17 protein-coding genes and 1 other annotated feature are annotated in these 21,106 nt (G+C 45.1%); of the genes, 4 read left to right on the top strand and 13 right to left on the bottom strand.

Going from position 1 to position 21,106, the window contains the following annotated elements; genetic code table 11:
* Window positions 1-13 precede the first annotated feature (13 nt).
* The 3 genes from M3M37_RS01875 to pepV form a co-directional block, all read right to left on the bottom strand.
* Complete coding sequence (locus tag M3M37_RS01875; RefSeq protein WP_252795473.1) at window positions 14-1,171, bottom strand: ArgE/DapE family deacylase; 1,158 nt, start codon at window positions 1,169-1,171, stop codon at window positions 14-16.
* A 15-nt stretch (window positions 1,172-1,186) separates the two neighbouring features.
* On the bottom strand, window positions 1,187-2,035 hold the full coding sequence (locus tag M3M37_RS01870; RefSeq protein ID WP_420842979.1) for a MetQ/NlpA family ABC transporter substrate-binding protein: 849 nt from the start codon (window positions 2,033-2,035) through the stop codon (window positions 1,187-1,189).
* 345 nt (window positions 2,036-2,380) lie between these two features.
* Entirely contained in the window at window positions 2,381-3,781 is a 1,401-nt protein-coding gene (pepV, locus tag M3M37_RS01865; RefSeq protein ID WP_252795471.1) for a dipeptidase PepV, read from the bottom strand.
* An 87-nt stretch (window positions 3,782-3,868) separates the two neighbouring features.
* On the opposite strand from pepV, the gene M3M37_RS01860 reads away from it, so the two are divergent.
* The gene (locus M3M37_RS01860; RefSeq protein ID WP_252795470.1) at window positions 3,869-4,711 is read left to right on the top strand and encodes an NAD(P)H-hydrate dehydratase; all 843 of its coding nucleotides are present in this window, start codon (window positions 3,869-3,871) and stop codon (window positions 4,709-4,711) included.
* Window positions 4,712-4,754: 43 nt separating this feature from the next.
* Here the strand turns inward: M3M37_RS01860 and M3M37_RS01855 are convergent, their stop codons facing one another.
* The 5 genes from M3M37_RS01855 to M3M37_RS01835 all read right to left on the bottom strand — a co-directional run bounded on the left by M3M37_RS01855 (window position 4,755) and on the right by M3M37_RS01835 (window position 10,157).
* On the bottom strand, window positions 4,755-5,975 hold the full coding sequence (locus M3M37_RS01855; protein ID WP_252795469.1) for an MFS transporter: 1,221 nt from the start codon (window positions 5,973-5,975) through the stop codon (window positions 4,755-4,757).
* A 46-nt stretch (window positions 5,976-6,021) separates the two neighbouring features.
* A complete protein-coding gene (gene abc-f / locus M3M37_RS01850; RefSeq protein WP_252795468.1) occupies window positions 6,022-7,506 on the bottom strand; it encodes a ribosomal protection-like ABC-F family protein in 1,485 nt (494 codons plus the stop codon).
* Window positions 7,507-7,632: 126 nt separating this feature from the next.
* Window positions 7,633-8,286, bottom strand: coding sequence for a TetR/AcrR family transcriptional regulator (locus M3M37_RS01845; RefSeq protein ID WP_252795467.1), 654 nt, complete (start codon window positions 8,284-8,286; stop codon window positions 7,633-7,635).
* 22 nt (window positions 8,287-8,308) lie between these two features.
* The gene (locus tag M3M37_RS01840) at window positions 8,309-9,433 is read right to left on the bottom strand and encodes an ABC transporter permease (protein ID WP_252795466.1); all 1,125 of its coding nucleotides are present in this window, start codon (window positions 9,431-9,433) and stop codon (window positions 8,309-8,311) included.
* A complete protein-coding gene (locus M3M37_RS01835) occupies window positions 9,411-10,157 on the bottom strand; it encodes an ABC transporter ATP-binding protein (RefSeq protein WP_420842978.1) in 747 nt (248 codons plus the stop codon). The genes M3M37_RS01840 and M3M37_RS01835 overlap by 23 nt, the downstream gene beginning before the upstream one ends.
* A 177-nt stretch (window positions 10,158-10,334) precedes the next feature.
* On the opposite strand from M3M37_RS01835, the gene M3M37_RS01830 reads away from it, so the two are divergent.
* Entirely contained in the window at window positions 10,335-11,378 is a 1,044-nt protein-coding gene (locus M3M37_RS01830; protein ID WP_252795464.1) for a zinc-dependent alcohol dehydrogenase family protein, read from the top strand.
* A gap of 111 nt (window positions 11,379-11,489) precedes the next feature.
* On the opposite strand, the gene M3M37_RS01825 is transcribed toward M3M37_RS01830, so the two are convergent.
* Window positions 11,490-13,163, bottom strand: a complete 1,674-nt coding sequence (locus M3M37_RS01825; RefSeq protein ID WP_252795463.1) for an alpha-keto acid decarboxylase family protein — start codon at window positions 13,161-13,163, stop codon at window positions 11,490-11,492.
* 85 nt (window positions 13,164-13,248) lie between these two features.
* A complete protein-coding gene (locus tag M3M37_RS01820; protein ID WP_252795896.1) occupies window positions 13,249-13,683 on the bottom strand; it encodes an ACT domain-containing protein in 435 nt (144 codons plus the stop codon).
* A gap of 221 nt (window positions 13,684-13,904) precedes the next feature.
* Between M3M37_RS01820 and M3M37_RS01815 the strand changes: the two genes are divergently transcribed.
* Entirely contained in the window at window positions 13,905-14,513 is a 609-nt protein-coding gene (locus M3M37_RS01815; RefSeq protein ID WP_252795462.1) for a TMEM175 family protein, read from the top strand.
* A 39-nt stretch (window positions 14,514-14,552) separates the two neighbouring features.
* Here M3M37_RS01815 and M3M37_RS01810 read toward each other — a convergent pair whose 3' ends face one another.
* Both M3M37_RS01810 and leuS read right to left on the bottom strand, forming a co-directional pair.
* A complete protein-coding gene (locus M3M37_RS01810; protein WP_420842970.1) occupies window positions 14,553-16,235 on the bottom strand; it encodes a putative polysaccharide biosynthesis protein in 1,683 nt (560 codons plus the stop codon).
* A 55-nt stretch (window positions 16,236-16,290) separates the two neighbouring features.
* Window positions 16,291-18,714 carry a leucine--tRNA ligase gene (gene leuS / locus M3M37_RS01805; RefSeq protein WP_252795461.1) on the bottom strand — a complete coding sequence of 808 codons (2,424 nt, stop codon included), beginning with the start codon at window positions 18,712-18,714 and terminating at the stop codon, window positions 16,291-16,293.
* 54 nt (window positions 18,715-18,768) lie between these two features.
* Window positions 18,769-18,968, bottom strand: a binding site (T-box leader).
* A gap of 83 nt (window positions 18,969-19,051) precedes the next feature.
* On the opposite strand from leuS, the gene mnmM reads away from it, so the two are divergent.
* Complete coding sequence (mnmM, locus tag M3M37_RS01800) at window positions 19,052-19,609, top strand: tRNA 5-(aminomethyl)-2-thiouridylate-methyltransferase MnmM (protein WP_252795460.1); 558 nt, start codon at window positions 19,052-19,054, stop codon at window positions 19,607-19,609.
* Here mnmM and M3M37_RS01795 read toward each other — a convergent pair.
* Entirely contained in the window at window positions 19,606-21,066 is a 1,461-nt protein-coding gene (locus M3M37_RS01795; protein WP_252795459.1) for an MDR family MFS transporter, read from the bottom strand. The two genes, mnmM and M3M37_RS01795, sit on opposite strands and share 4 nt — an antisense overlap.
* Window positions 21,067-21,106: the final 40 nt, after the last annotated feature.

The raw sequence follows: 21,106 nt of genomic DNA, 5'->3' as shown, positions 1-21,106 counted from the left end.
TCGTGCTCTTTTATTAGGCCTGGGTTGCAAAAAATTGCGTTGCCAAGTCCTTATAAATGTTAATCGTGGCTAAAAAACTGCTAATGGTAGTGTGTTCGCTCCGCTGATGGGAAGTCCCGGCTTTATCGGGTCCTAACACAATGACGGGGAGGTCCGCATTCTGTTTCACAAACACGCTGGCATCCGTCGCTCCATTATCAATTCCGGCCTGAATTTGTCGATCTGGATAGTTCGCTTGCGAAACCGCTACTGCTTTTTGCACTAACCAATCATCTGCTTGACTCTTAACCGGATAAAAGTCGTGAATCACCTGGAGTTCTAGCTCGTAATCGGTGCTTGCGTTTAACTGATCAATCGTGGTTTGCAGTAACCTACGCACCGCCTGGTTCCCAAATACGGACGTCGGCCGCACGTTTCCCAATAATTCAGCGGCATCTGGAATCGTGTTCACCTGTTCTCCCCCACGAATCACCGTCACACTGTGTTGCACGTGGCCGAGAGTTGGGTCAACCGGTAAGTCGGCAAAAATTTGGGCTTCTCGTTGGATGTACTTGACCAATCCTTGAATGGCATTAATTCCGTGCGTTGGAACCGAACTGTGGGCAGCTTTTCCCCGACTCACAATCCGGTAGTTAAAACTGCCAGAGTGCGCGTAGGTCACGTTCCCATCGGTGGCTTCGCCGACCACTAACGCATCTAAATCGGTTAGCAGGTTGGGAGCAATTTGGTAGGCCCCAGGAGCACCATATTCTTCACCTGCCGTAATTAACAACCGAATTTTGCCGGGAATTTCTCGCTGTTCTTCCACTAACTCGATTAGCGCAATTACTTCGGCAGCGAGGCCGCTCTTCATGTCAGCGGCACCCCGACCGTACAACTTATCCCCAACCACAGTCGCAGCAAACGGAGCATGTTCCCATTCTGCTTCGTCGCCCACGGCTACCGTATCCTGATGTCCAGTAAAGCCAAAGACTTGGTCCGTTTTTCCGGAACCAATCTCAACAATTAAATTGGTGCGACTTTTATCATCCGTAATTGGTTGGACTTGACTCGCGATTCCGTGCTCTTGAAACAAGCGAACTAAGTAGTCCGTGATGGCAGCTTCATTGCCATTAACGGTTGGAATTTGGATTAAATCACGTAAAATTTGTACTTTTTCTGCTGCTTTCATGAGGAAACGTCCTTTCTACTTTAGTTTGAGGTTCCAAGCGGGAATTTGGTTGATGCCAGAGACCTGTTTAATCTTTTTCGCTGTCGCTTTCGTTTGGTAGGCCTTCACTAATTTCTTAATCCGTGGATCATTACGATTATCCCGATTAGCGGCGATAAAGTTAATCCACTGCTTGGAATTTTGGTTAAACGGTTCGGTAAAGATGGCCTTGTGGGGATCTAACGAAGCGGTTTGCGCGTAGTTTCCGTTCACAACGGCGGCCCCTACATCGTTTAAAGAGCGCGCCGTTTGACTGGCATCCACTTCTTTAATTTTTAGATTCCGGGGATTGGCAACGATTGAACGTGCATCCGCAAGTTTAACGTTAGGTTTTAACTTTAAGAGTCCCGCGCTTTGCAAAACAAACAACGCCCGCGATTCATTATTCGCGTCATTGGGGATCGTTACGGTACTACCGGCCGGTAAATCATTAACACTCTTACTTTGATAGGAGTAAATCCGCATTGGTTCGATGATGGTATCCCCGACCGCAACGATGTGGTCGTGGTGCTTTTGGTTCCACAAAGCTAAAAAGGGATAGTTTTGAAAGGCATTTACGTCAATGCTGTGGTTTGACAATGCGGCATTCGGTTGACTGTAATCAGTAAAGCGTTGGAATTTCACCGTCAATCCGTACTTTTGCTGGGCGGTGTGCGCTACGGAATCCCAAATTTGTTGTTCCGCTTTTGATCCGGCCATGATTCCCACGGTAATCGTATTCTTTTGTTGGGCAGCTCCCCGCCCAAAACTGAAGTATCCCATAATGATTACAAAAACGATTAGCTCCAGCCAAATAAGTCTGCGTGCTGCTTTTGACATCTTAATTCCCCCTTCAAAGTGATTGTAAATAAAAAAGCATTCATCCTTAAAAAGGACGAATGCTTCGCGTTACCACCTTACTTCGCCAGCGTATCACTACCCTAGCCTCCGTGAGTTACAGCTATCAACATAGCTCAAACCCTGTGGTAATAACGACCACCACTCCGTTAACGGCTCATGATTCACCGCTAATGACTCCAAGTCCATCTTCAAAAACCCGCCATCATCTCCTCGCACCAGCCGGAGACTCTCTGTGATTTAAGGTTTATTACTCAACTCTTCCATCAATCAGATATTAATTTGCCTTAACGATATAACTAATCCATGTCGTTGTCAATCGAAGCACGCAAATTATTTAGTGACCGTAAAGATGGCTTGCGCGTAAATTGAAATTGCTAACATTAAATCGGCCACTGGTTGGAATTCATTGGCTTGGTGCATGGTATCAGTTGCATTCGGGAAAAGAGCACCAAAGGCGACTCCGTGTTCCATCAAGCGAGCAAAGGTGCCGCCCCCGACTACCTCTGGTTGTGCGTTAGTTTCACCCGTTTGTTCCTTGTACACGTTCATCAAATCAGTGACTAACTGATCATCAGCAGGAACAAAGTGCGGTTCCATGTTGTTGGTCTGCGTAACCGTTGCTTGATATGGGGTTGCGGCCTTTTCCAAGTGTGCTTGAATCTCTGCTGGCGTGATTCCCTTCGGATAACGGAAGTTGGTGTTAACCACGCCGCCCGTTTCAGCATCGTAATCCATTAACCCAACGTTCATAGTTAGGTCACCCATGACTTCATCAGTAAATTGCAATCCTAATTGCCGGGCCCGTGAATCATCGTGCAGGTTGTTGGTAATAAAGCGAATGAAGTTCGTGCCGGGTTGATCTAACGGTAGTTGTTTTAAGAACATGGCTAGGTAAGTCCCGGCGTTAATCCCGTTGCGCGGTTCCATTCCGTGGGCTGCTTTTCCCACCACTTCAAAGTGAATTTGTTTCCCAATGATGCTGGCTACTCCACTAACTGGCGCATTTTCAATAAAGGCATCAAAGTCTTTCATGACCGCATCAGGATCTTCCATCGTCACAAATGCTTCGGCATCCCGAGGCACCATGTTTTCCTTGAGTCCCGCTTTGAACGATAACAATTGTTGTTCAGAGATCGCACTGTCCCCATCAAAATGGGTTTCGAAGGTAACATTTCCCTTTTCACCATTAATTAATGGAAATTCAGCGTCTGGTGAAAAACCAGCCGTAGGCGCAGGTTCCGTTTCAAAGTAACGGTTCATGCCCGTCCAGTTCGTTTCTTCGTCAGTTCCAATGATTAACCGAATTTTTAGCTTGGGCTCAATCCCGAGATCCTTTAAAATCCGCAGACCGTAGTAAGCAGCCAGTGCTGGGCCCTTGTCGTCAGAAGTTCCTCGCCCAATGGCTTGCCCATTTTGAATTAAAAGTTCAAAAGGATTCGTGTCCCAACCATTGCCCGCCGGAACCGTGTCCGCGTGACCGAGGATGGCGAAGTAATCATCACCCGTTCCGTATTCAATGTAGCCGACCACGTTATCAATGTTTTTCGTCGTAAAGCCGTCGCGTTTCCCAAAGTCTAAGAATTGGTCCAAGGCCTTAGCGGGGCCGGGTCCCAGGGGAAATTCATCCGTTTGATTTTCCACGTCACGTGAACTGTCAATCGCCACCAGTTGTTTCAAATCTGCAAGATATTGATCTTGATACTTAGCAGCAGTTGCTTTCCAATCTGTCATATAGAGATCATCCTTTCCCGATGTCGTTGCTTTAATCCTACCATGAATCAACCTGTTGAATGCTATAATAGTTTCGAGGTGAATCCAATGAAATTAATTACATCTTCAATTCTACCAAAAGTAATCCGCAAACGACCAACAAAGAGCTTCAAGGGGACCTATGGCAAGGTGGCGCTGATCGGAGGAAATCATAACTTTGGCGGTGCCATTATCATGAGTACCCTCGGCACGGTTTACGCCGGAGCGGGTTTAACCACCACCTTCACAGATGCTAGCAATCAAAGTAGCCTGCACGCGTGGGTTCCAGAAGCGATGTTCGCTGATTACCAAGATCAGGCACAACTAACCCAGTTGTTACCCACCATGGACGTGATTAGTTTAGGGTCTGGGCTCGGAACCGATGAACAAGCCCTCAACTTAATCAAGCTGATATTTAACCTGGTTACCCCAGAACAAGTGCTCCTAGTTGATGGATCAGCCTTAACTTTAGTTGCTAAGTACCAATTGGCATTGCCAACGGCTACCATCATCGTCACGCCCCACCAAATGGAATGGGAACGGCTGACGGGCGTGCAACTAGCTAACCAAAATCCAGCGACTAACCAACGAGCGTATAACCAATTATTAGTCGATCATCCGCACCTAATTGCCGTGGTTAAATCAGCACAAACAGAAGTCTTTACCCCTACCGGAGCATTTCAAAACACCACTGGAACTCCCGCTCAAGCTACTGGTGGCATGGGTGATACCCTAGCCGGGATTATTAGTGGCTTTGTAGCGCAATTTCAATCCGTGGATGACGCGGTTCTTGCAGCCGTGTATACCCACAGCGCCATTGCGGCTCAGTTAGCCCAACAACAATACGTCGTGCTCCCACACCAAATTTCAGAGGATTTGCCCCACTTTATGCACGAGCACCAAGCTGATTAATTAAATCTAGCAAAACAGACGTCTGTACTAGGCGTCTGTTTTTTTAATGATCTGATTGTAAAACCCGTTTCACCCGTCCATCAAACAACATCACCAGCGGGACCAGAATCATCGGTAGAACCAACCCCAACATTAGTTGGGTAGTGGGCTGGTGCACCACACCCGTGATCAGCGAATCCAGAGGCGAGAGAATCCCAAAAATTGAGAAAATCGTTCCCAACGTTTTCCCCATTTGTTCGGGCTGCAGCTTGCGCTGAACCGCCGTCACAAACATAAGTCCCGTTAAAAAGTTGAAGGTTCCATACATCAGCCAAGCCAGACAAAAACTTACCACTTGAACTAGCAAGTTTGACGTTATTTGCATTACCAACAAAAACAGCACAAAACCGCTCCCTTGCAACAGTAAAAAAAGTGGATACCAGCAAATCAAGCGTGCCAGTAAACCCGTGTATTTACCCACTACTACTCCACACGTAATTGCCGCGATTCCAATTAGCAATTCTTGTAACGAAAAGGCAATCCGAAACCTGTGTAAGTAAGTTGTTAGGTACAACGGTGTCAAGAACCAGAAGCTCCAAAAACTCAGGTTCAAAATAATTGCATAGGGCAATAAAACCCGAATGACTGGGATTTTAACGATGGCCTTAAACTCACTCCCGAGCTTGGTTAAACGAAAATTGTCCCAAGGATGGTCAATAGGTTGCCGGTGTGGGTAATCCTGTAAGCGTAAGATGCTGATGGTTGCAGTTGCCAATAACAGTAGCAATAAGCCGTACGCCAGCAAGTTGCTGGGCAAAAAAGTAAATAAGCCAGCTACCACTGAAGCTGCAATGGTTGCCGTTTGATTGGCGACGTTTACAATCGTATTATTCTGAACCAGTTCGGTATCGGAATTAGCATAGTCCGGAATAATGGCCTCCACCGCCGGATTATAAAAAGCAGATAAGATACTAAGTCCGGTTCCCGTTGCAATCAACAAATAACTTAATTGCTGGGTTACAAGCAATAGAACCACAAAGGCTAATAATAGACCAGTCCGAATTAAACTAATGATTTGCATAATCTTAACCCGGGACCAGGTATCAGCAACCACGCCTCCGACCGGGGCTAGTAACACCGTCAGTAACTCTAAACCACCCAGTAGTGAAATTAACCCCTGGTTATGCAGGTGACTGGCAATGTACCAAAACGTATAAATGCTAAAGGCTTGCGTGGCAATCGAACTCGCTAAGTCATTGAGTGCCACTTGTTTAATTGGTTTCATTTTATGCTCCATGCGACTTGTACCGTTTCACCCAGCTGGTCAAGGACTAACGTTCTAGGTCAATAATCGGCGAAGCAACTTGGTGAATAAATTCCAAGTCATGGTCAATAACCAGTAAGGTCATGGGGCTTTCTTTTATGACTGCCACCAATTGCCGACGATTGTACTCATCTAAATAATTCAGCGGTTCGTCCCACAAATAGAGATCCGCACTAATTGATAACGAGCGCGCCAGCTCGATCCGTTTCTGCTGACCCGCACTCATCTGATCAATCCGTTTCGCAAAATCGGTCCGGGCAACCCCTAACTTATGTAAATTACTCAAAAAGAGTTCGCGGTCTAGCCCCATTTTTTCAATGTAATCCGGAATGGTCTCTTCATGGTGATAAGTCTGAAACAACGGACTAATCGTTAAATGCGGTCGACGTTGAATTTCTCCCGTTTGTGTCCCAGAAAAGGTCCCCAAAATGGCCTGCAACAAACTAGTTTTCCCACGCCCGTTGCCACCGACAATCCCCAAGACGTCCCCGCGGTTAACCGTAAACGACTGGGGCGCAAATAACTGACGGTCGCCGTAACCCAGCTGGACTGAATTCAAACGCAAAATGGTTGAGTGATCCGGCTTCGGCAGTTTTAATTCCAACGGTTCTATGGTCTCCGTGGCTTTTTTCAAGGCCGTTTGTTCCGTAATCGCTTGGTTGCGTTTGCGTTCAGCTACCTTAGCCTTTTTCATTAACCGAGCCGCCCGGTTCCCCATCATGCCCCGGTCCATCACCTTCTGATCCGGATTGCCCTTCCGGTTGAATTTTTGCTTTTCCTTATTTTGGGACCACTGCTGGTGCTGACGGGCGCTTTTTTCCAACTTAGCTACCTGGCGCTCAATCTTAGCGTTGGCCGTTGCTCGTTCTTGCTCCGCTAACTGGCGATGTTCGCGAAAAGCTCGATAGTTACCGTGGTAGATCTGAATCCCCGTCTTTTCCAACGCCAAAATTTGATCACAAACTTGATCCAATAAATAGGCGTTATGACTAACCAACATAAATCCCTGCTTGTGCTGTAAATAATCAATGACCTGTTGGTTGCCCAACTGATCCAAATGATTGGTCGGTTCATCAATTAACTTAAAGGTTGTCTCGTCCGCAAACAGCATACTCAACTGAACCTTCGTTTTTTCTCCCCCAGACAACGTTCCATACTCGCGATATAAAATCGATGCATCCACTCCTAGTAAGGTCAGTTCACGCTTTAATTGCCATACCGGAATAGTGGTAGTGCGGGTAAAGAAATCCCTCACTAGTTCTGTATCTGCCACTGGAAACGGAAAGAATTGAAACGGTAAATTACTTTGAATCACTCCGGATCCGTGTAACTGACCGGCAATTAACTTCAACAAGGTGGTTTTTCCCTGTCCATTTCGGCCAATCACCCCTAGTTTCCAATCCGAATTAAAGGTAAGGCTAAGATCGGTAAACACCGGTTCCGGCTTTTCTGGATAGGCAAAGGATACCTTTTGTAATTTAATTTCTTCCACTTAAATCCCTCCTTTCCTTTTAAAGGTAAATTGTTATCATTTTAAATGAATTCTTAAATTTGTCAATGTGATCTCCGCCAATAAAAAAAAGCAGCTGCTAATCAACTGATTAACTGCTGCTTAAGTTTATTGAGGCGTTAAACCATGTAAGAGAAAAGTAACTGCTTCCGTAGTCCACTGTTCCACCTGAGTTTCACTCACATCATCGCGGTTAGTAATAATCACCGGCAAAATAAAACTCATAAAGGTACTAAATACGAATTGAAGCAAGCGGGGGAGCGGCCATTGCACCAATTGTCCCTGTCGCTGAAATTCTTGTAACTGGTGCGCTAATGATCCGGTTTTCAACGTTCCCAGTTGGTTTTTAACCTGGTTTACTAGCTCATCAGAACGAAAAATTTCTTGCGCAAAAATTCTGATTTGTGCCTTATTTTCTAACGCAAAAAGCATCCGGTTCTTAATGATATAGGTCAAAAAGTCCTCTAAATCATCGAATTGACGCGTCCCCACTTCCGTCGTAAAATCCTGCACCACTTGCGGTAACACGGATTGGATAAACGGATCTAGAATGGCCTGCAAAATTCCGTTCTTATTTTTAAATTGCTGATACACCGTTCCTTCGGCCACGCCCGCTTCCTGGGCAATGTCTTTCGTACTGGTTGCATTAAAGCCCTGGGTCGAAAATAAGTCCAAACTAGACTGTAACACGGCTTGTTGCTTTGGGGAAAGATTGGTTTGCTGTAAACTGGCCGCAAAAATATTTTGAATATTCTTAGTCATCGTGAATTTCCTTAACTAGTAATTAAACCCGCCGGTACTTGCGCAGGGTCATTACGTTTAAAATGTAAAAGACAAGGGCAAACAGGGCCAAAATAACGACCGTCGGTAAAATAGTAGAAAGGCCAACCCCTTTTTGAATGATATCCGTAATGGCTTGGGAACCGTAGTACAGGGGCATCAATTTTGCCAACGGTTGAATCCAGCCTGCCATTTGGTTAATCGGGATAATTCCAGAGAAGAAAATCTGGGGAATCACCACTAATGGAATAAATTGTACCATTTGAAAGGCAGAATCGGCAAAGGTGGAAATCAAAAGTCCGAGGGTTAAGGCTACCAGTGCCAGCATGACCGCAATTAAGACCACGTTCAAAATGTTTCCTAGCAGTTGAATCTTAAAGGCATAGATACTGAAGCAGACAATCAAAATCGATTGCAGCACCGCAAAGAGCCCGTAACCACCAATGTAACCAATGATAATCTCCTGCTTGCGAATCGGCGTTGCTAACACGCGACTAAGCGTTCCTGAGGTTCGTTCGCCCAAAAAGGCCACCCCAGAAATTAGGAAAACAAAGAAGAAGACCATGAAGCCAATCATAATCGGGAGTAACGTATCAAAGAACGTGGATTTACTGCTTCCGTACAGATACTTAGTATGCAACTGATAGTTAGAAACCGTTTGTGGTTGCGCGTGCTGCATGAATGTCCCTAACTGTCCCTGGAGCTGTTGCAAGGCCTGAGCCTGTTTTTGCATCGTGGTTCTAGCCGCCTGCATCTTCAGTTTCACTTGCGTTGTTTTTAATCCCTGTAAAATCAAAGCAGTCTTCGTTTGATCACTATTTTGTAGGGTCAGCTGCAATTTATCTCCCTGCTGAGTTAAGACCCCGGCATAATCGTGAGTACGAATGTTAGTTTCCGCACTGTGTTGATTATCGATCTGCTTAATTTGGAGGTGCTTGCTCGGTAAATTCTTAACCAACGTGCTGTCAACGTGGTGCACTGCTAACGTCGCCTTTTGGTTATTATTTGAGGTAAATAAAAAATTCATCAACGTTAGTACAAACAATGGCGCAATAAACATCATGGCAATCGTCCGTTTATCACGCAACATCTCAATGATAATTCGTTTAGTTACTGCCCAGACGCGCATCTTGATCCCTCCCTGCTTTAATGAAAACCTGTTCAATTTGCTTAACCTGAAACTGATCTAATAATCCTTGTGGTGATCCTTGGGCAATGGCCTCGCCCCGACGAATCATCAACAATTGATCGGCCTGTTCGGCATCTTCCATCACATGGGTGGTCAATAAAATTGTGCATCCCTGTTGCGCCAACTTGTGCAGCTCATCCCAAATATGAGCTCGTAATTCTGGATCAATTCCCACCGTCGGTTCGTCTAAAATCAAAATTTGGGGTTGTCCCAGTAAAGAAATGGCTAGTGACAACCGCCGTTTCATTCCACCAGAATAATCCTTCACAAACTTATCCAAATGCGGGCCCAAATTCACAATTCCAGCCACATAATCCAGTTGCTGATGAATATCTGCCTGATTCATCCCTAATAAGGAACCAAAGAATTCGAGATTTTCTTTTCCCGTTAACCCTTGATACAAAGCATCACTTTGCGCCATGAACCCAATTTTTCCAAGAATTAACCGGTCGGGCATCGGGGTATCGAGGACCCGAATTTGCCCCTGTTTAGGTAGTAGCATGCCCATAATCGATTTAATGAGCGTTGATTTACCCGAACCACTCGGACCGATTAGCGCTAAAATCTGTCCCCGATTCACAGTAAGGTTGATATCCTTCAAAATAATTGTTTTGCCATACCCTTGTTCCAAATTTTGCACCGTGATGGTTGGCTGCATTTTGATCACTCCTTTTTTCTTTTTCTGAATGAGTACTCACTCATAGTAATCCCAGTTTTCACCTTTGTCAATCTCCAAACAAAATATTCGCAAACTAATTTTGCTCCCGCTATACTTAAAACAAGTAGCTAATCGCTTAACTACTAGCTATTTAATAAACTAAAATTACGAAGGAGTGTCATTATGAAAGCAAGTATTTTTATTAAACCGGGCGAAGTTCGGATTGAAGATCGACCGAAACCAGAAATTCAAAAGCCAACCGACGCCATCATTAAAATCGTACGCGCCAGCGTTTGTGGTTCCGACTTATGGTGGTTCCGGGGAATTTCCCAACGAGACAGCGGAACGCCTACAGGTCACGAAGGAATCGGAATCGTTGAATCAGTGGGTTCAGAAGTTACTAACGTTAAACCTGGTGACTTCGTAATTGCTCCTTTCACCCACGGTTGTGGTCACTGTGCCGCATGTAAAGCTGGTTTTGACGGTAACTGTTTAAACCGAGAAACTGGCAATATCAACGGTTACCAAGCTCAATATCTACGGTTTGTGAACGCTAACTGGGCGCTCGTTAAGATTCCAGGGCAACCATCTGATTACACTCCCGAAATGTTAAATTCTTTCGTCACCCTCTCAGACGTAATGGCCACTGGTTACCACGCTGCTGCTACTGCCGAAGTTAAGCCAGGTGATACGGTCGCCGTTATGGGCGACGGAGCCGTTGGTTTGTGTGGGGTAATTTCTGCCAAACTCCGGGGCGCTAAACGGATCATCGCCATGAGTCGGCATGAAGACCGGCAAAAGTTAGCCCGTGAATTTGGCGCTACTGATGTGGTTCCAGAACGTGGTGACGAAGCAGTAAAACACGTCATGGAATTAACCGGTGCCGGAGTGGACGCCGTGCTCGAATGTGTTGGAACGGAACAATCTGTCGATACAGCAACTAAGATTGTCCGTCCGGGTGCCATCATCGGACGGGTTGGAATTCCCCAAAAGCCTGATATGAACACTAACCAATTGTTCTACAACAATACTGGTTTACGGGGTGGAATTGCCTCTGTAACTACCTACGATCGTGCTGAACTCTTGCAAGCCGTCTTAGACGGTAAGATTAACCCCGGAAAGGTCTTTACTAAGCAATTTACCTTAGACCAAATCCAGGATGCTTACGATGCCATGGATCAACGACAAGCCATTAAATCATTATTGGTTGTTGATGACCAAGCTTAAAACATTCAAAAAACGGTTGAAATGAAAATTTCAACCGTTTTTTTGTTCCTCTTGTTTACTTATCAACCATAATTCGCAGCCATCATCTATTTTAATTAGATAAATAAATAATTAATCACCATAAATCAAATCAACAAATTTTCGTAGTGCCTGAGGAGCATCTGTTTTGGCTAGACAAATTTGAACAATCGTTAACTTGGGTGTTGCTTCTTTCAAATTAGTTAACGTGCTCATTAACTCTGTTTCAGTTTTTACCGTCATAAACCGATATGTTTTGGGTTTTGCTCCCAAAGCAGGCAAAAGATGTTGATAATTAAGCTGGGGAACATCATTGTAACTAGCTCGTTCTCCATGAATCACCCTTTCAATCGTATAACCATGGTTATCCAGTAAAAAGATGATGGGCGTTAAGTGTTGTTCAATCGCAAAGGCTAATTCTTGGATTGTTAGTAGCAAAGAACCATCTCCAATACTTAAAAGATGGCGTCGATTAGGATTAGCCAATTGGCTACCTAAAGCTGCGGGTAAGGCATAACCAATTGAAGCCCACAGTGGCTGCGAAATCACTTTAACTCCTGAGGGTAATCTAACGTCCTCAATGGTAAATAATGAAGTTCCCTGTTCTATAACGACCGTATCATGCGGTTGTAAAAACTGAGCTAATGCTTTTTGGTAAAAAGTCTGTGTTAACGGTTGGTTGGCTACGGGAACTGGCTCTATTGCTGGATGGTGCGTGGGTGTCAATGAATTTTCATTTTTATCAACTCTTTGTGCATCACAAAGCTCATGAATCCAAGCTGAAAAACCACCGATGGGTTGATCTATCAGCTTTTCTCCGTAGACAGAAACCGATTGGGTATTAATCATGATCATTTTTTCTGGTTGAATTTGCTGGGAAAAACCCGCTGTATTAACATCTGAGAAAATGGTTCCAATTAAGAAAAGCACATCAGCTTGTTGAACCTGTTCTTGAATCCTCTGCTTCGATAATTGACCATGATAAGTTCCCCTAAATTGACTGGAAGTTTCCGCCACCACTCCTTTACTATCAATTAAATCAACAAAAGGCAATTTCTGTTTCTCTAACCAAGTTTGCACTACCGGGCCTAATTGAAATTGCTCAATCTCCTGTCCAACAATCACTAGTGGCTGTTTGGCTTGTTTCAATGCCTGTTTAATCAATGTTTGGGGAATTAGAGGTAGGTCTAAATCTATACTCGGTTTAAATAAAGCGGGAATTAGTTGTTTGAACGCTGGATTTACCGGTAATTCAGTTAAATCACAGGGTAATTCCAGGTAGGCAGGCTGTTTCGTAGTTATAATTTTCCGTAATAATTGATTTACAACTGTCACTGCATTAGTTGCAGTAATAATTCCGGTTGTAATTCCTAATTCTTGATGAACCGCTTGGAAGTGTTTAAAATTACCGTTTCCTAAACTGTGATGAACCCGTTTTCTTTGCAGTTGATTAGCCGTTGTAGGTAACCCCACAATTTCTAACAGGGGAACTCCTTCAGTCTGACTACCAGTTAGTCCATTAATTGCGCTTAATTCCCCCACTCCATAAGTTGTCACAAATGCAGCTAATCCCTGTTGTCGAGCATATCCATCGGCCGCATAAGCTGCATTTAATTCATTTAAATTACCACACCATTCCATATCAGTGCGACTGGTAATATGATCCAAAAAGGACAAATTATAATCACCAGGAACGCCCAGCACTTGATAAACCTTTCCAAAGTGAAGAACGTCTAATAGATAATCAGAAATTGTATATTTATTCATTAATTTTCCTCGCTTTAAATAACTAAAAAACTAGAGTAATTATATCATTACACTAGTTTTCATTAAAATCAATATTTGATAATTGTTATTCAATTGAAACCAACCGAACTTGACTCGCACCTTCCACCTGCTTAAAGTCCGCCAGTAATTCATCTAACGTAATTTTAATGTGAGTCAAATCCAGGGAAATGACCACGCTGGCCAGTTGGTGAATCGGAATGTTTTGGTTAATGGTTAGAATACTTGCTCCACTAGCGGCCACTTCCTTTAACAACTGAGATAATACGCCTGGTCGATCATTCAACATTAACGAAATGACCGCCTTGCGGTTCCAACTAGAATCGTCAGTCGAATACACCATGTCTTTATACTTATAGTAACTGCCCCGACTGATTCCGACTGCTTTAACCGCTTCACTAATGTTTGCAGCTTTACCCTCTTCTAGCAACTGACGGGCAGCGATTACCTTACCAAACATTTCTGGTAGTAACGACTGATCCACAATGTAATACTGTTTGATTGTTCTCAACTCCTCCGCGATTCCCTCGTATCTAATCAAACAAAAAGTTAAATTCGTCCTATGATTGTTTTCATCATATCAATTAACCACATAGAAGTGAAGCGCTTTCCATTCACACCCCATTTGATTATTAATCAATTTCTTACTAGTCAATTTTAGTAAATCCAAAATATGCTATAATTTTTAGTTGAAGCACTAAATTTCAATTGGAGGTTGGTACTGTGAAAAAATCACGAGTCGAAGCCCTAACGGATGCCATTGTCGCTATTATCATCACCATCATGGTGTTGGAATTCAAAATCCCGAATACCCCCAGATTTGAAGAAATCTTCGATGGGATTCCTGAATTGTTTGCCTACATCGTTAGTTTTGTCTTCATCGGAGTGGCCTGGTACAACCAGCATTACATGTTTTATCTGGTTCACCGGATTACAAAACGAATCTATTGGGCCAATAACCTGTGGCTCTTTACGATGTCCCTAATTCCCGTCGTGTCGGCCTGGGTGGGAAAGTTCATGGATAACGTTGCTCCACAACTGTTCTACCTGCTTTTCTTCACTGCTTGGAACATTGCCTATTTGATTCTCAGCAAGGTTATTTTAAACGAAATGGAACGAGAAAACGATCAAACGGGCATTAAAAAAATCAAAAATATGTGTAGCTATCAATTTTTAATTAGTTGGAAGTTTCCGGCTTTAATTATTGTAACTGCCATTGCCATTTGGATTTTCCCACCTAGTGGTTTAGTCTTTAGTTTAATTGAAATTATCATCAACGGAATTTACACCTCTCCGGACAGTGACAAACTCGAGGGTCCCACACCCAAATAAAAAACAGCGCTGCTCGCGCTGTTTTTTTTGTTATCAATTTTAACTAATGTGCAAGATGGTTCGCAGTCGTGCCACCCGAGCTCCTAAGACTTCGTCGGCAATCCGACTCTTCAAAGTACAGTACAGGTAAACACTTGCTCCGATTAGAGCGGCTAAAGCCGTCACGACTAAACTCATCAATGAACTAAACGGATTAGCGAACAATCCAACTAAGAAGTTAAGCGCATAAACGGCGATTAAAGTAATGACATACATAGCCAACGAATATGCAATTAATCGGGCCGAATCATTAAGCATCTTTTTACCCTCAAAACCAAAGTCGCGGTTTAAAGAATAAATAATTAACCCATTGGCAACTGTAAATCCGACTACAGTTGACATCAGTGTTCCAAAAGCTCCAAACCAGTAGACCAACGGAAATTGCGTCAAGACCTTTGCAATTGTTCCGATTACAAAGTACTTCACGGCCCGCCGGTTTTGGGAGACCCCCTGCATGACGGCAGAAGTTACCACGAACAATCCGATTGGAATAGCCGCGATGGCCGCAAAGGTCAACACGTTACTTCCAAAGTCCATGTTTGCTGTTCCATAAAAGGTCCGATTCAAAGGACCCGCCACGGCTGCCATCCCCAAGGAAGCCGGTAACATCACAAATTCAAAGAGAATCATGGTATTAGACAGTTGATCTCGCATCATTTGCATGTTGCGCTTGGTAAAGGCCGTTGATAGTAACGGTACGACCGTGATTGCTAACGATGAAGCCAGAGAAATCACGATCATCGTCAATTTATTGGCATTCCCCGCAAAGACCGCGTAATCAACTTGCAAAGTCCGTTCAGAAAAGTTGGTTGCCAGCCGCATAATGTCAAAGAAGGTAAATTGATCAATCAGCGAGAAGATGGTCACTCCGGCTCCCAAGATGACGAAAGGAACTGCCTGACTGATGATTTCACGATACAACTGGTTCGTGGGTACCTGCAACTGATGGTTACTATGAGCCACCAACGATCGGTAGTAATTACGCCCGCGCCAGTAGTACCAGCCCAGGATCAAAAATCCAAAGATGGCGCCGATAAAGGCTGCAAACGTTGATTGCGACACCGCTGTCACCCAGTTACCGTGTAAAACCCGTAAGATAATGAAGGCGGAAACCAGCATATAAATAACCCGGGCCAATTGTTCAATAAACTGGGAAATCGCGGACGGGGCCATGTCACCATAACCCTGGAAATATCCCCGGGTTAAACTCATCGTAGGAATGATCAAAACCGCCCACGATAACGAGTGAATGACCGGAATTACGTTGGAATCCCCGTTCGTTAAGAACGGCGCTGCAAACCAGAGAATTAGGGCGCTAATCACTCCCATTAAAATGGAAAGAATAACCCCTTTTTTATACAACTCAACACCTACCCCATACTCGTTTAACGCGTTATAGTGCGCTACCTGCTTCGCAATCGCAGATGGAATCCCAGCAATTGCCACAATCAGCACAAAGCTGTAGATGTTGTACCCCTGAGTATAAAGCGAGTTAGCAATCGGGAATAGGGTGGCTCCAAAAATTAGCCGCCACGGAATGATATACAAAGCCCCGAGAATCCGTGAAAGAATACTTCCAATTGTCATCCAGGCGGATCCCTTTAACATTTGACCCTTGGCCTGTTCTGATTCTGCGAACTGTTGTTGTTCTTCTAATTGATTGTTTTCAACATCGTTATCCACTAAAATAACCCACTTTCAAACCAAATCTCAAAGCACCAATTTAGCACAAAATAGATTAATTGGCTACAATATTGACAATCTTTTTCGGAACCACAATCACCTTCCGGACCGTTTTATCAGTCAGGTTGGCTTGCACATCTGGCTGTTCCAAAGCCATTTTTTCAATCGTGTCCTGATCGGCGTCAGCAGGAATGGCAAGCCGCGCCCGGACCTTACCGTTAATTTGGATGGCGATTTGGACTTCATCCGCCTGCAATTGGCTTTCATCATAAGTCGGCCAAGCAGCGTAGGCAATCGTTTCGTCATGACCCAACCGGTGCCAAATTTCTTCTGCAATGTGTGGTGTAATTGGGGACAGCAACTTAATTAGCCCTTCGGCGTATTCCTTGGGCAGTTGTTGGCGTTTATAAACGTCGTTCACAAAGACCATCATTTGGGAAATAGCCGTGTTAAAGCGCATTTTTTCGATGTCGTCGGTAACCTTTTTCACGGTCTGGTTATAACTCTTGGCCAATCCTCCGTCGTTTTCGTTAACCACCATGCCCGTTGCTTGTTCCGCGTCACCTTCATACATCCGCCAAACCCGTTTGATCCACCGGTTAGCTCCGGTAATTCCATCCGTACTCCATGGTTTCGATTCCGTCAACGGGCCCATGAACATTTCGTAGAGACGGAGGGTATCTGCCCCGTATTCGTTCACGATGTCATCCGGGTTCACCACGTTCCCCTTTGATTTCGACATCTTTTCGTGATTGGTTCCGAGAATCATTCCCTGGTTCACCAACCGTTGGAATGGTTCATTGGTTGGAACAACACCTAAGTCATACAAGAACTTGTGCCAGAACCGAGCGTACAACAAGTGCAAGACGGCGTGTTCGGCTCCACCGACGTACAGGTCAACCGATAACCAGTACTTCAACTTTTCGGGATCAGCAATCATCTGATCATTGTTCGGATCCACGTAACGGAGGTAGTACCACGAACTCCCAGCCCACTGCGGCATTGTGTTTGTTTCCCGCCGACCGTGCCGACCGTTTTTATCCGTTACATTAACCCAATCACTAAGGTTAGCCAATGGACTTTCCCCGGTTCCAGACGGTTTAATGTTATCGGTCTTTGGCAACCGCAACGGGAGTTCGTCTTCTGGCACCAGTGAAGTCGTGCCATCGTCCCAATGAATCACCGGAATGGGTTCACCCCAGTACCGTTGCCGGGAGAAAATCCAGTCCCGGAGCTTGTAGTTAACCTTCTTTGCTCCCGCATCGTGATCTTCCAGCCAGGTAATGATGGTGTGAAGCGCTTCATCTTTGTCCATGCCGTCCAAAAAGCCTGAATTAATGTGAACGCCATCGCCAGTGTAAGCTTCCTTTTCAATGTCACCACCCGCAATTACGGGAATGATTGGTAAATCAAATTTCTTGGCAAACTCGTAATCTCGTTGGTCATGAGCGGGAACCGCCATGATGGCTCCCGTTCCGTACGATGGTAGCACGTAATCCCCAATCCAGACGGGCAGTAATTTCCCGTTTACGGGGTTTTTCGCGTAAGCTCCGGTAAAGACTCCGGATTTATCCTTGTTAAGGTCGGTCCGTTCCAAATCGGATTTAGAAGCAACGTATTTTTGATATTCAGCCACCGTATCAGCTTGTTCAGCAGTCGTAATGTCTTCTACCAGTGGGTTTTCCGGAGACAAGACTAGGTACGTTGCCCCAAAGAGCGTGTCCGCCCGCGTGGAGAAGACTTCAATTTGGTCGTCTGGATGTTGGTCCACGTCAAACTTAATGCTGGCCCCGACTGATTTTCCAATCCAGTTCCGTTGCATCTGTTTAATGCTTTCCGGCCAGTCCAAATCATCCAAGTCATCTAACAACCGTTCGGCGTACGCCGTAATCCGCAAAACCCATTGCTTCATTGGCTTCCGGTACACGGGGTAACCACCCCGTTCGGTCTTACCGTTAACCACCTCTTCGTTGGCAACTACCGTACCGCCCATCAAATCAGGGGCCCAGTTGACCTCGATTTCATCTTCATAGGCGAGGCCCTTTTTGTATAGTTGTTCAAAAATCCACTGGGTCCACTTGTAGTACTTCGGATCGGTCGTGTTAACTTCCCGACTCCAATCGTACGAAAAGCCGAGTGATTTAATCTGGCGTTTGAAGTTTTGAATGTTTTGGTTCGTAAATTCGGCTGGATTATTCCCAGTCTTAATGGCATACTGTTCAGCTGGTAGCCCAAAGGCATCCCATCCCATCGGGTGCAAAACGTTCTTGTTCTGCATCCGGTTAAAACGGGCCATAATGTCAGTTGCCGTGTACCCTTCGGGATGCCCCACGTGCAGTCCCTGACCAGATGGATACGGGAACATGTCTAAAACATAGTACTTCTCTTTGTTTGGATCCTCGCCCGTTTTAAACGTCTGGTGCTCATCCCAATAGTTTTGCCATTTGGTTTCAATCTCTTTGTGATCATAAACAGCCATGTCCAACACTCCTTTGTAATTTTTGCCATAAAAAAAGCCTATAGAAAACTAATTCTATAGGACGAAATTCCGCGGTACCACCTAACTTCTCTTCAATTATTGAAGAACGCTCGTGTCCATAACGCGGAAAACGGTTAATCATTTGATTAACAAAACCTCCACAACAAGTTCGAACCACTGAAATCTAAGCTCACACCTACCGCTTAGTCGCTGCTAAATCGTCTGGTTCTACTACTCTGCTTCATTGGTTACTCTGTAGTTACTCCTCACAATAGCAAAGTCCCGGCAAAAAAACAAGGATTTTATTGCTATAATGAGGGAGAAAGCGAGGTTTACCATGAAATTACAATCTGCATTACACTTTAGCCACACCCTCTTAGACCAGGTGGTAAAACCGGGTGATACCGTTATCGATGCTACGGCGGGAATGGGAAATGATACCCTCAAATTGGCCCAATTAGTGGGTTCGACCGGCCACGTCTACAGTTTTGATATCCAAAAAGCGGCCGTAACGGCCACGAAAGCAAAACTAGCTGCTACTGGCTACCAGAACGCAACGGTCGTGCAACTGGGACACGAACAACTGGACCAGGTCGTCAGGGTTCCAGTTAAAAGTGCCATCTTTAACCTTGGTTATCTTCCGAATGGTGACCACCACGTGATTACCCATCCGGAGACCACCATTACGGCATTAGAAAAATGTCTGGCGCTCCTGGAACCCCTTGGACTAGTAATTGTGGTTTGCTATTACGGTCATCCTGGTGGAGAAGCGGAAAAGGACCAGGTCCTCAACTGGGCTCCCCACCTTCCCCAATGGGAATTCAACGTTTTACAGTATCAATTCTTGAATCAGGTTCACCAACCACCGTTTCTGTTGGCAATTCAAAAACGCTAAGTACGAGCTTTTCGGTCAAACCAGTTTACCACGAGCGTTGCCACTACCAGCAAGCCGGCGACTAGAAAGACGTTGTGTAACGCTGCATACAAAATTTCGCGGAGCTGAGGAATTAAATGAGCTGGTAATAACTTAGCCGTCTGTGGATTAATTAATTCATTCATCAGTTTCATGTTGGTCTGGGGATGACTGTGCACCCCATGCAGCATCGTGGTATTCATCACAATCCCAAATATGGAAATCATCAAGGTCTGACCTAACGTTCGACTGAGGGTATTAAACGAGGAAGCCACTCCAATTTGATCTTGAGCGACCTCATTTTGCACCGTTACCGAGGCGTTTGTGATGCACAATCCGAATCCGACTCCCATGACGCCCGAAATGATGAAGAAGGCCCAAAATGGCGTACTAATCGGAATTAACACGGAGGCCAAGCTCCCACACCCAATGAAAATTAAACTCAGGTAGGTAATCAACTGGGGCCGAAACTTCGCCAGCAACTTCCCGGTCCAAAAGGAACCAATGATCCACATAATCGAACTCGGAGTAATCGCAAAACCAGCCATGGTTGCGGGTAAACCCAGAATCCCCTGGGTCCAATCTGGTAAATAAACCTCATAGGCAAAGATGAAGCCGCTAATCAGAGCTGCAATCAAGTTTTGCGTTACAAAAGTCCGTTGTTTAAACATGCTTAACGGGATAATGGGATCGACAGCTCGCCGTTCTTGATAGATAAAAAGCAGCATGCCAACGATGGCTACCACAACACAGATTGCCATCATTAGCCAGTGCAATGGGTTTTCTCCCAATAATTGAAAGAGGTACATGATGGCCAACAAGACCACCGCAATTAAAAAGACTCCGCCATAGTCAATGTGAGTGGAACGCTTCGCAGCCGGTTCCACCAAAAACCAGGCAATTAGGCCGATTGTTACCAAACCAATCGGCACGTTAACGAAGAAAATCCAGTGCCACGAGAGTTGATCAACAATGAAGCCCCCTAGTAATGGCGCTACGATAGAGGCGATTCCCCAGGCGGACCCTAGCAGCCCGACCACATCCGCCCGTTTTTGAAAGGGATACATATCGGCCACGATGGTAAACGAAACCGGCATGATTACTCCGGCTCCCACTCCCTGGAGAGCCCGCCATAAAATTAGCGTTTCCATTCTTCCAGACATTCCAGAGAAAAGCGAACCTAAGGTAAAAACCCCCAGGCCAAAGATGAAAACCCGTTTGCGCCCCAACTGGTCCGCCAATTTTCCGTAAATCGGTGTGGCAATCGCGTTGGTTAAGAGAAAAATGGAAAAGACCCAGTTCATGAGAGAAACCCCATGGAGATCTCCCACAATCGTAGGCATAGCCGTGGACACAATCGTTCCCTCAATTGCACTCATAAAGGTGGCAATAAACAGGGCAATGGTCACGACTTTCACGTTTGTCGTTCGTGCTGGCATGATGCAGCAAGTCTCCTTTCAGACTAAAAAAACGACCCTT

The organism is Fructilactobacillus carniphilus (assembly GCF_024029675.1).
GTDB lineage: Bacteria > Bacillota > Bacilli > Lactobacillales > Lactobacillaceae > Fructilactobacillus > Fructilactobacillus carniphilus.
This window is presented reverse-complemented; position numbering and strand designations above follow the sequence as displayed.